The 11,701-nt window shown below is 56.4% G+C and carries 6 protein-coding genes; 5 read left to right on the plus strand and 1 reads right to left on the minus strand.

Annotated features, from left to right (window positions below; all coding sequences use genetic code 11):
• The first annotated feature begins 77 nt into the window (after window positions 1–77).
• From ACVW16_RS26505 to ACVW16_RS26515, 3 genes are all read left to right on the plus strand, one after another.
• Window positions 78–1,037 carry an acyltransferase family protein gene (locus tag ACVW16_RS26505; protein ID WP_456802509.1) on the plus strand — a complete coding sequence of 320 codons (960 nt, stop codon included), beginning with the start codon at window positions 78–80 and terminating at the stop codon, window positions 1,035–1,037.
• Between the two features lie 247 nt (window positions 1,038–1,284).
• On the plus strand, window positions 1,285–6,840 hold the full coding sequence (locus ACVW16_RS26510) for an Ig-like domain-containing protein (protein WP_456802510.1): 5,556 nt from the start codon (window positions 1,285–1,287) through the stop codon (window positions 6,838–6,840).
• Between the two features lie 397 nt (window positions 6,841–7,237).
• Window positions 7,238–7,480, plus strand: coding sequence for a hypothetical protein (locus ACVW16_RS26515; RefSeq protein ID WP_456802511.1), 243 nt, complete (start codon window positions 7,238–7,240; stop codon window positions 7,478–7,480).
• Window positions 7,481–7,854: 374 nt separating this feature from the next.
• On the opposite strand, the gene ACVW16_RS26520 is transcribed toward ACVW16_RS26515, so the two are convergent.
• Complete coding sequence (locus ACVW16_RS26520) at window positions 7,855–8,964, minus strand: hypothetical protein (RefSeq protein ID WP_456802512.1); 1,110 nt, start codon at window positions 8,962–8,964, stop codon at window positions 7,855–7,857.
• 124 nt (window positions 8,965–9,088) lie between these two features.
• Here ACVW16_RS26520 and ACVW16_RS26525 point away from each other — a divergent pair, with 124 nt between their 5' ends.
• Entirely contained in the window at window positions 9,089–9,349 is a 261-nt protein-coding gene (locus tag ACVW16_RS26525; protein WP_456802513.1) for a hypothetical protein, read from the plus strand.
• 1,838 nt (window positions 9,350–11,187) lie between these two features.
• A complete protein-coding gene (locus ACVW16_RS26530) occupies window positions 11,188–11,604 on the plus strand; it encodes a hypothetical protein (RefSeq protein WP_456802514.1) in 417 nt (138 codons plus the stop codon).
• Window positions 11,605–11,701: the final 97 nt, after the last annotated feature.

Genomic DNA, 11,701 nt, shown 5'->3' on the forward strand with positions numbered 1-11,701 from the left:
GCCGTATTGAGTTGCCCACGATCCGAGCGGTTTGAGGGGCGGGGATGATCGGGACTAGGTGAGATTGCCTGCTGAATTTGTTTGCTTTCGACAGAAAGTTTTCAGAAGCGATGGACTATCGGCCACAGCTCGAGTCCCTGCGGGCGCTTGCGGTGCTTGCCGTATTGTTCAGCCATTTCTGGGTGCCATGGAGTGAGGCTGGCAAGTTGGGAGTGCGGCTCTTTTTCGTACTCAGCGGATTCCTCATCACCAAGCTGCTATTGGAACGGCCCAATATCCTGACTTTCTACGGCCGGCGCGCCTGTCGTCTGCTCCCTGCCTTTTACCTAGCGCTTGCCATTGCGGTTGTCATGAACCTTCCCGAAATGCGAGCGACCTGGAAGTGGCATTTCGCAGGCCTAACGAACATCCGAATCTACCTGCGACAACGAATGGGAGAAGCGTGGGCCGCCGACCACCTGTGGAGCTTAGATGTCGAATGGCAATTCTACCTTGTTTGGCCACTTGTAGTGTTGCTGACGCCGCGTCGGCTTCTGCCATATGTTCTCGGCGGCGTCTTCGCAATCGGGCCGCTTTACCGATTTTTCGCTACTGAAGACGTAATGGGAACGTTACCCTATACGTCGATGGACGCGCTCGCCGCCGGCTCGCTGCTCGCCGTTTATAGGGCGCAGGCCGGGCCCGTGTATATGGTTGGTCTGGTTGGGGCTCCGTTCGTCGTCTGGGGTCTCTTTGACAGCAACGATGCGACCACATTCGGTAGCACTTTTGCCTTCGCAGCCGTGGTGCTGGCCGGTTGGCATGGTGTGCTGAAGATCCTGGAGGGGCGACTACTGGTCCAGCTTGGAGGAATCAGTTACGGAGTCTATCTATATCATTTGTTTATTTGGGCGCTGCTGTATCCGATCGGTGGGCTTGATCCTGGACCGAGGGCGTTCTTTGTCCTCTCAGCACTTACCATTGCTGTCGCTTGGATCTCCCACACATATTTTGAGACGCCGGTGAGAACGTGGGGAAAGCGCCAGTTCAAGGCCTGATGGAACCCTTGTTGTCGTTGAGCGACAGCGACGTGGAGTCGAGCTAGTTTGATCCTTGTGCGAGCTTCAGGTTGAAGTCATTGCGTTCATCACACGCCCACTCGACCCCGTAAAAGTACGAGGGTCTCGTCGAAGGTGAATCGTCCGTCCGCGGCTTTTTTAGCCGTCCTTAAGCGATCCACAGAGGGATCGTCCCATATCTCAAATTGTCCACATACGGCTAAGTCGCCATTGACGCCTGTCTTCGATGGTCGTCGTGCAACAAGAGCACGCGACCATCATGACCTATGCCTTAACGATTAACGGAACTTCCGGCGCCGACATCCTGTTTGGCGGCACCGGAAACGACCTGTTAACCGGCGGCGCCGGCAGCGACCTCTTCGTTATTTCGAAGGGGTATGGCTCCGACACCATCAGCGACTTTCAGGGCGGCACCGGTGGGGACGTGCTGCGCGTGCAGAACTACGGTTTTGCTACGTTTGCAAGCTTCATGTCCGCTGCAAAGCAGACCGGCGCGGACGTTGTCGTCACGCTCTCGTCGAGCGAGACGCTCACGTTGCAGAACGTTGCGCTCTCGTCCCTCTCGGCGGCAAACGTCATCCTCGACAGTCCGCTGCCGGTCAGCGCATCGCCGAATACGGCGTGGACCACGGTCGGAGCTGGGGGGATGCTTACGGGCGGCGCGACGAACGACTCGCTGCAGGCGATGGGGGATGGCGTTACGCTGATCGGCGGCGCCGGCGACGACTCGTACTTCATGTACAATCACGAAACGAAGGTGGTCGAACTCGCCGGTCAGGGTACCGACACCATCTACGATGGCATGATCGACGGTTACAGTCTGGTCAATGCACCCAACGTAGAGAATTTGACGCTTGGCGCAAGCTACAATGCGCCCGCGACCGGCAATGACCTCGACAACATCATCGTCGGTAGCGCCGGCAACAACATGATCGATGGCGGCAAGGGCAATGATGTCCTTACCGGCGGAGCCGGCAGCGACACTTTTGTCGTTCGCGCCGGGAATGGCAACGACATCATCACCGATTTCCAAACCGGCGCTGGTGGTGACATTCTCCAGATCAACGGCACAGGCTTCAAAGCGATCACCGACGTCACGTCCGCCATGCAGCAGGTCGGCACCGATGTTGTTCTTTCGCTTGGCAATGGCGAAAAGATCACCCTCGAAAATACATCAATCCAGAAATTCACTGCGGCAAATATCAATATTGTCACTGTACCATCAGGCCTGGTTCAGACATTCGGCGACGACTTCAATTCGCTTTCTGCTGGCCAGGACCCGCATCTGACCTGGAAAACCAATTACGCCTGGAGCGGGGCGGCAAGTTATTCGCTGTCTGGCGAGCAGGAGGTCTATGTCGATCCGAGCTTCACCGGTCTACCTGGAACCCAGGCCTCGAGCCCCCTCGGTCTCAACCCATTATCCTTGCAAAACGGGCACCTGATCATCACGGCGGCGCCGATCCCCTCGAGCGATGCGAGCTATGTCGGCAATCATCAGTTCTCCTCCGGCGTGATCACCACGGAGAACAGCTTCGTTCAGACCTACGGCTATTTCGAGATGAAAGCCTCGCTCCCCGATACAAAGGGCGCGTGGCCTGCCTTCTGGATGCTGCCGATCAACACGCACGGCCTTGGCACAGAACTTGATGCCCTGGAGGCGCTAGGTAGGGATCCCGATCAGGCCCATTGGGGCTTCGTGTCTTCATCCACCTCAAGTCAGGGCTACTGGGCCAACACCAGCGATCTCACGGCCGGTGATCACACCTTCGGCGTAGAGTGGACACCGTACACACTGACTTATTTTGTCGATGGAGGGGAAGTCGGCCAAGTCGCAACGCCGTCCGACATGAACACCGCGATGTATATGATTGCCAATCTGGCGATGGGCGGAAGCTGGGCGGGCAACGCCGACCCCAGCGCAACGGCGCAGATGAGCATCGACTACATCAAGGCGTATGAGTTGCCAGAGTACACGCTTGCAGGCTACACGCTTCTGACCAGCGGAGCTCCAACGACGACCTTCGCAGGCACTGCAAATGCAGACGCTTTGAGCGGGACCTCCGGCAACGACTTGCTTGGCGGCGCGGGTGGACCGGATACCATGACCGGCGGTCTCGGGGACGATACCTACGTTGTCACAGACCCTAGCGCCAAGGTCGTCGAAGGCTACGGCGGCGGGATCGATACGGTCTTATCATCCGTGTCGTACACGCTCTCGGATTACGTCGAGAATCTCACGTTGACTGGATCGGCCGCGATCAACGGAACTGGCAATTCCGAGGCAAATATCATCGTTGGCAACGATGCCGCCAATATTATCACCGGCGGACTCGGTAACGATATCCTGACCGGCGGTGGAGGTGCGGACACGTTCGTTATTAATGCGGGAGATGGCTCGGATATCATCACGGACTTCGCTCCCGGATCAGCCACAGGACACGATGTCGTTCAACTGAACGGCTTTGCGTTCGCCTCCTTTGACGACATCAAGGCGGCAATGACCCAAGTCGGTAACGACGTGTATCTTGCCTTGACCAGTCAGGACACACTGGTCTTTCGCAATACCACACTTAGTGCCTTCACCCGTGATGACTTCCAGCTGCCTGGAACGCCGCCCGGGGGAGGGGCCATCACGTCCTGGATCAGCGGAACAGGCAGCAGCTACACTGTTTATGGCACCGCTGCGAACGACAAAATAACGCCGGTGCACTCCAATGATACGTTGGTGGGCTGGACCGGTGATGACACCTACGTCATCAGCAGTCAGAATCAACAGATCGTTGAGAATCCGGGCGGCGGTATTGATAGCGTCGAAGCGTGGACGTCTTACACCCTTCCAGCAAATGTCGAAAACATGACGCTGATGGTGGGTGGGCTTACCGGCGTCGGCAATGACCTGGCGAACCGGATGGTCGGCTCGAGCGGCAATGACGTCCTCATCGGGGGCGGCGGCGATGATTGGCTTTATGGAGGGGCTGGCAATGACACGTTTGTTTATGCTGCAGGGAGCGGGCACGACACGATTGCGGATTTCCACGTATTCACGAGCTCGATAGCAGAGCACGACAAGCTGATCCTGAAGGGATACGACGCGGGCGCTTACCTGACCAATGTTGGCGATGGGTGGACGGTCCACTACGCTGGGGGCGCGGATAATTTCCGTATCGCGGGGACTACGCAGCTCGCCTCATCGGACTACTCGTTCGTATCATCCACCGGCGCGTCCATGACGATGGTCGGACTGACCACACCAACGATCTCGCTCGCTCCTTCGAGCACCGTGAGCGCCAGCGGGCTGACTAATGCCAATCACTTGAACTTGACGGGATCTGCACAGGCAGGCGTTACAGTCAAGCTGTTTGATCAGACAACCCAGATTGGTGTGGCGACCGCTGACAACAACGGGAGTTGGAGCGTCACCACTGGCGCGTTGGCGGATGGCTACCATTCATTTACGGCCGTCGCCGTCGGAGGGGGTAACGTCAGTGGGGCGTCAACCGGCGTGAATTTGGTCGTTGATGCAACGGCGCCAACTGCGCCAAGCATCACTTCCTTTTCGCCCGATAGCAACATCGTGGGGGATGGTATCACAAACCACAGTCAGCTGACGCTGGCAGGCACTGCGGAGCCAGGAAGTAAGGTCTTGATCTTCGACGGATCGACGCAGGTCGGAATTGCGGGCGTCGATGCCAGCGGCAGTTGGTCCGTTGTGAGTGGCACGCTTGCCGAGGGTACCCATGTCTTTACGAGTGAGGCAGTGGACTCCGCCGGTAATGTGAGCGCTGGATCAGCAGCATTGAATGTGATGGTCGATACCGTTGCGCCCAGGGTTCCTGTTATTGTCTCGGACGCGGTCGCCTCGTCGAATGCGGTGGTTATCTCAGGCACCGCGGAGGTAGGCAGTACAATCGAGTTGTACGAAGGAGTCACGGTTCTCGGCACCGCTGTTACAGCGGCCAGCGGCGTGTGGAGCGTCACGACCGGATCGCTCGCGCAAGGCACCCATGTCTTCACCGCCACTTCAACGGATGTCGCCGGCAATACCAGCGGCGCTTCAACCGCGTTTGATCCCCTCGTAGGGACACTCATTGAGTCGGCGGGAACAACCTCTCTCATCGCCGTCGGGAACACCTATTATCTTTCAACCGGCGGCACCAATGTTCTGCTGAAATATGGCGGACTTGCTTATATAGCCGGACAGGTCAGCGGTTGGGCGCCGATTGGCGCCGAGGTGATCGTCGGCGGTTATGAGGTAGCTTGGAAAAATGCCTCAACAGGGATGTATACGTTATGGAAGGCTGACATTAACGGAAATTTCTTATCCAATCTGCTGAGTAATGTAGCTGGAACAAATATTTCGCTACAATCAGTTGAAGCCGTTTTCCATCAGGATCTTAATGGCGACGCCGCCATCGGGATCATGCCCGCGCCCAAAGTCATTGAGTCCGCAGGAGCGACTGGCGTCGTTCAAGCGGGCGATGATTTCTATCTACTCGATAATGCTACTGGCGTTGGACCCCAGCTAAAATATGGAGGTTTGCCAGTGCTGGCGAGCCAGCGTTTATCAACGCCGATACTGGGTGCTGAGCAAACTGCAACTGGGTATACTGTGGTATGGAAATTATCTGCGACTGATTATTCCGTCTGGTACACGGATAAGAACGGTAATGAGACCTCATACCTGCACTTATCTGGAACTAGCTCGACCTTCGAATCCTTGGAGACGACCTTTCACCAAGATCTGAACGGGGACGGCGTTATCGGCATTGCGCAAACGGCCGCTGCGACCACGCCTGCATCCAACGTCATCGAGTCACAGGGAGCGACCAGCCTTGTTCAGGTACTCGACAACTTTTATCTCAACAGCAATTCTACCGGTTCTGGTCCTGAGCTGAAGTATGGAGGTCTGCCGGTCTTGGCAAGCCAGCGACTGTCTACGCCGGCGCTGGGTGCGGAGCAAACGGCAACTGGATACACCGTGGTATGGAAGCTCTCGGCGACCGACTATTCGATTTGGGCCACAGACAAGAGCGGTAATGAAACTTCCTATGCGCATGTGTCGGCAAGCGATAACCTTTTGAAGGGCCTAGAAACCAGCTTTTTGCAGGACCTGAACGGGGATGGGGTGATCAACACGTCGTCGACAGTGCTCGATATTTCGGGAAAGGTTGTGCTGACCTTGCCAAATATGAGCCAAACCGCAGCCGTCGAGGCAGGAGCAACGCTTGAACTCACTGCCGCAGCTTCCGGATCGGTCACCTTCAAGGGCGGCACAGGTACTCTGATTCTTGATCATTCGACACAATTCACTGGCGCGGTTTATGGCTTGTCCGGCAACGGCGATTCGTCAGCTTCGGACATCCTCGATTTGAAGGACATTTCGTTCGCGGCGGGGACGAAGACCTCCTACTCGGGCGATGCCACGGGAGGAGTGCTAACCGTCTCTGACGCGCAGAACCATATCTCACATATTATCCTCGTCGGTGATTACACGCACTCGACATTCAACTTATCGGCCGATGGCAGCGGCGGCACACTCGTGATCGACCCTCCGGCGAGTAACTTTGACTTCTCGCGTGCTGTGGCACCGCAGACGGTTGAGACACTTCGGCTGGGCGGATCAGCGCCACTTGAGGACCGGTTTGCATTCAACCTTTCGGAAACGGCCGCCAGCTTGCACGAGACCAACGCCGAGCTCCCCGAAACCAGTGCGGAACATGTACTTAGCCTTCAGCACTTCGTTCCACATTACGGTGATGGTTTCCTGTTTCACGCATGATCGCGCACGGTTACAACATAGGTCCGGTCGGTTTTTGCGGGCGCTCCCGATTTTGCGATTCATCGAGCGATGGTTCCGAAGTTAGTCGCTTAGCCGCGTCTCCGCCACCCACGTCGGCGATCGCGGCCAACAGCGTGAGACGGTGACGAGCGCGTGCGAGATCGGAGTAGTGTTAGTAAGTGAGGATTCATTGGGATCTATGGCGTCAGACTAGCTTGGTTTTCAAGAGCGTTGTCTAGACGTGCAGGACGTTTCGGGGCCAGAGCCTATGCGAAATCTGATAATCGTTGGGGTGTTTGTTCAAATTCTTGCGTGCTCTCCGTCGCCAGTGTTAGCCGGGGGCACATGCATCCTGCATCCGCAACCCTTCAAGCTGCGATCGGACACCATCCAGTGGTTGATCAAAATCAAGCCCGGCGCTGAATGTATTCAGGGGCTGCGTTGGTCGACGATCATGATTGACGCGATCACGGTTGTGGACCCGCCGAAATCAGGCCGCGTCGTCTTGCAAGGTCCTTCCTTCCGCTATTTTTCGGACCCGGCCGCACGGGGAGCCGACCATTTCACGATTGCGATCACGGGAACCTCGCTGCATATCGGCGGAACCTCGTCGATCGAAGTAGACGTCTTGTTACAGTAAAATTGGGATCATCCGCTGGGACACGGGCTGGTTCAGAATCCTATCGAGGCGCAAAGGTGCGATTACTGTTGAGGGCGGGATTGGCCGAAGCAGCTGGGGGCGCCCCTTGCGCGATGGGGTTCTGGAATGGATTGTTGCTAGGTTGGGTCGCGACGGGGGAGCGCGAACCCCGCGCGTAATTTTGGGATGTATAACTCTGCTGTCGGCCATTCGCACTCCGCTGCGTGCCTTGAGCAAACGCTGGAGCAGTCAGAAGCGAAATCAGAGCAGAGCTTAGCAACAGTTTAACGATACTCATAAGAGCCTCCGCGACGGGGCCATATCAATCTAACCCCAGCACTGGAAGTAGGTTGCATCCATTTCTTGGCAAGAGGTCATGGTGTTTTGCACGCTGAATAAAACGTGCCGTTGGTGGCGATGACCCGCTCGATGCACTGCCGAGGATCCACAATAGCGCCTTCGACGCTGAAATAATAAGACTGGTCCTTCAGGATCAGCGCATACTGGCCGGGCGGAAGCTGCAGTGTCGGGTCCTCGCTGTGGAGTCTGTACATCTCTGGATTATCCGGCACGGGAGATGCCCGGTATGGATAAGAGAAATTTCTGATGACCCAGGAGTCGTTGTCGTCGAGCCGCTTGCCTGCCGATTCAGTCGAGAACTCGCGAGTAATCCTGGCAATTACCCGCACCTCAGCATGCTCCAATATGTTGGTAGCGCTTTCTCGGCGAAAGACTATAAACTCGGGATGTCCGTTTGGCAGGCTCACTTTGCCGGGTAATCTAAATGCAGCAGAGATGGCGACCCTTGCATCTGGCGGCCGGCCGGGCAGCAGCCGGAGTTCGGTCAAGGCGTCGTCTTCGAGCGCATAGACGCCGTAGTCGGTCGGCCGGTGGAACGAAGGAGGCGGTGGGGACCGGTTCGAGGACGTATTGGCTGCTGCGGAGGCGGCCGTCTCGACCACTTTCTCGGGGGCCCTCTGGCCCTGGAGGGGCCATGCCAGCGTCATCGGGCGATGGCGTTGCTGCACGGCAAGAAAGATGATTCCAAGGCCCAGCAGGCCCGCAACGGTCATGACAGCCCACAAGGGAAGGCGATGGGCCGCATTTGCTCGATGAATCAGCCCTATGCTCGATCCGGATGGAGAAGGACCAGCTTCTGCACGCGGCTGGTTGCGCGGCAAAGCCGAGCTCAGCTGCCGTAGCGAAGATGGTGCAGACAGGCTGCCTTGCTGCCGCGAGAATTCCTCTACACTGTGGATTGCAGCCTCGAGCGCGCGTTCGGCGCACTTGGCATCTGTAGGATTTGAATCAACCAGTTGTTCCTGCAGCTTGTGGCGCGCCAAATCATAGACCGCCTGGCGCATAAGCTCAGGATCGGCCTTCAGCGTTTCTATGATCCGAGCGATCACCAGCGCGAATTGAACCTCGCTAGAGGTCTGATTCGGGCTGTCTTGCTCCCGCTCCCGCAACTCTCGCGAACTCATGCCGATCTCGGCGCTCCTGTAACGGCTGGCCGCAACCTTATTTCAGTGTTCAAAGTACTCCAAAAGAAACTAGAGTGGTCGTAGGCGGCTTGAAAAGAGCGGCTGTCTGTTCGGCGAGGAGAACATGGTGACCTTCATATCAAGGCGCGAAATCTTAGTGCTGGGCTTGGCTTACCTTGTCCTTGCTACAACCGAACTTCCAGCATTGGCCGTCACCGCCGAGGTAGCCCGAAAGTGCAGCGGACTCGTGGCCAAGCAGTTTCCGCCCCGCGAATCCGGCAACCCAGCTGCTGGAAGCACAAAGGGAAGCGGCCGCGATCAGCAAGCCTTTTTCAACAAGTGCGTTGCCAATGGGGGCAAGGTCGACGACAGCAACTCGAAGTAGGATCTCTCAGGGCCGTTCATTGCGCTGCGCAACCGCGGCGTTCAACCTTTCGGCGGGGGAGGCTCCTCGACGTTCCCATCCTTGGCCATACATTCCCTGAAGTATGCTTGACGATCACCGCTTCCACGTACTGATCCCGGCCGCTTGTAAGGATAGACAAGATAGGAATAGCGCATGCACTTCCTAGCAGTCTCGGCACTTGGGCTCGCAAAGGCGTATTTACCCGGCAAGTCGAGAGTGACGGCGAGGCATATCGCAGCTAGGAGCCAAATCAGTTTCACGGGATTCATGTTGCCATTGAGGAGGTATAGGTCAATTGAGGACAGCGTACGAGTGTGAGGACATTTCCGGTCAAGTGGGTGTAAGGTGATATCAGATTGAACCATCCAATGGACCCTACGCGATAGCGCTCGCAAAGACCGCGAACCCCGGCGACATCAAGTGATTAAGTCAGCAATGTCATCGCGGGATAACGAAGGTAGTCCAACTCGGCCAAGGTTGTCCACGCGCCAAGCGCTGGCGCAATACAAACATTCTTGTTCTGCAGCAATTCGATAGCCGGTCCAGACATCGACGACTGAGATTTCAAGAAATTCTTGCGCATGGAAATGCCAAGGCGCTCCGCGCCTCGTTATCTATATCGCCACCATACTGAGCCCTCAATGTGGTGAGCAAGTTTCCAAGTTTAGGTGGTCGCTCCCTTTAGCACGGTACGGTCCAAAGGATTTGTGCGTAACGGCAGGCTCCCAACCGGACAACTTCGCGCGATCGCCTGAAACATCAATCTGGATCAACGAACGCAAAAACCAGCAAGACGGCCGCGCCGCCGGCAACAGACCTGTACGACGAGCCTTTGCAATCTGCGGAAGCTGGCGCGACTAACACGCCCCGGAGTATGTCAGGCGTAGCGCCAAGCTACCTAACCTTAGCGCGAACCGGTCGAGCATGCATCTGGAAGACATTGCATGTCGCTCTTAAACAGCGCTAGAATATCGATCCGCTCAACCGGAAGGTTACGCACGCTTCGACAATGTTCAACCCCAAAATCTAGACTAACCTGCTTATTTTTTATCCAAGCAAAGCCATGCGACAATCCGCGACTGGCCGGCAGCCTCAGCCTAGCACATTGTTTGCGGCTTGGGTGGCGCACTCGCTGACAGGGAATTGGACGGCCTCAATGCGAGGCCCTTTTGTGGAGGCTGATCACCAGCCCCTTTTGACGAGCGGTCATCGGAATTGTCTGAGGTCGCTGAGGCAGATGGAAGGCCGCTGCGGATAAGAAAATCTGGCGGCCGGCTCATTTGCGGAGCGCCGAGATAGGGCTCATACTTGAGGTACTCAGAGTACCGCTTTCGCGAGACTGCTGCTCTCGTGGCATAGCCCGCTCCGAAAAATAATGCGGCCAGCGCAAACAGTATCAAGAGACCGAGCACAGCGCACTCCAATCGGATGTTGGCTATCCGTCATATTCACCGACAGCAAGGTTCGTGCCGACGATCGGAAAAAGTTCAAGTGACGCTGCTTCAATGTCACCCTGTCACCCGGCTGTTATTTGCCTTGTATGTCAAAGCTACAAACCGATTGAAGCGGCGCTGCGGAGGTTCCAAGCTGCGTGCGAAATACGGCGAATTAGCGCCTGGCCCCGGTGCCTCCCTAGAAGGCTAATGCTGCAAGTCTAAGATCGTAGCTTGTGGTAGAGCTAAATTCCGGCGCATCCGGAAGGTTAATCCGCCATCCCTTAATGCGAGATTCACCAAGGGGCAAGCCGACCCTTGCTCCCTTACTTATCATTTAGCGGCATCGTCCATAGTGGCGCCTCACATATGAGGGCCGAACCAATGTCACGAATTTCGTTTGGCGCATCTATCGCTGCGATGCTGATGTTGCTCGCGTCAGTATCTGAAACCAAAGCCACGCCCAATTGCCTGCGCGATAATAAGCCATACAAGCTTGCGGGTGACACTATGGAATGGTCGATGACAATCGCCGCCGGGGCGGATTGCATTCAGGGCCTGCGCTGGTCTACGATGCAAATTTACAGTGTCTCGGTTGTAGAAAAGCCCAAGAGTGGCGAGATTGTTATGGTCGGGCCGGGGTTTCGCTATTTCGCCAAGCCTGATTTCTCCGGGACCGACAAATTCACCCTGGTTGTTGTCGGAAAGAACCGCCACGACGAGGGCGCATCCACCATTCAAATTACCGTTTCGCGACCAAATGTCTCGCGGGTGGTGAGCGCCGTTAGCCATACAGATTGAGCAAGTGGCGACCTGCCTAAGGCTCTCACTTGATTGGTGCGAAAATGAGCAGCCATCAAGATAAAAGTATGGTTACTCTAGCTTTTTGATGAAAAGC

It is taken from the genome of Bradyrhizobium sp. USDA 4474 (assembly GCF_054057515.1).

What these genes read in the sequence shown, in the direction of transcription:
- ACVW16_RS26530 (WP_456802514.1), top strand. Translation starts at nt 11,188, where the DNA reads ATGTCACGAATTTCGTTTGGCGCATCTATCGCTGCGATGCTGATGTTG.
- ACVW16_RS26525 (WP_456802513.1), top strand. Translation starts at nt 9,089, where the DNA reads ATGGTGACCTTCATATCAAGGCGCGAAATCTTAGTGCTGGGCTTGGCT.
- ACVW16_RS26510 (WP_456802510.1), top strand. Translation starts at nt 1,285, where the DNA reads ATGGTCGTCGTGCAACAAGAGCACGCGACCATCATGACCTATGCCTTA.
- ACVW16_RS26520 (WP_456802512.1), bottom strand. Translation starts at nt 8,964, where the DNA reads ATGAGTTCGCGAGAGTTGCGGGAGCGGGAGCAAGACAGCCCGAATCAG.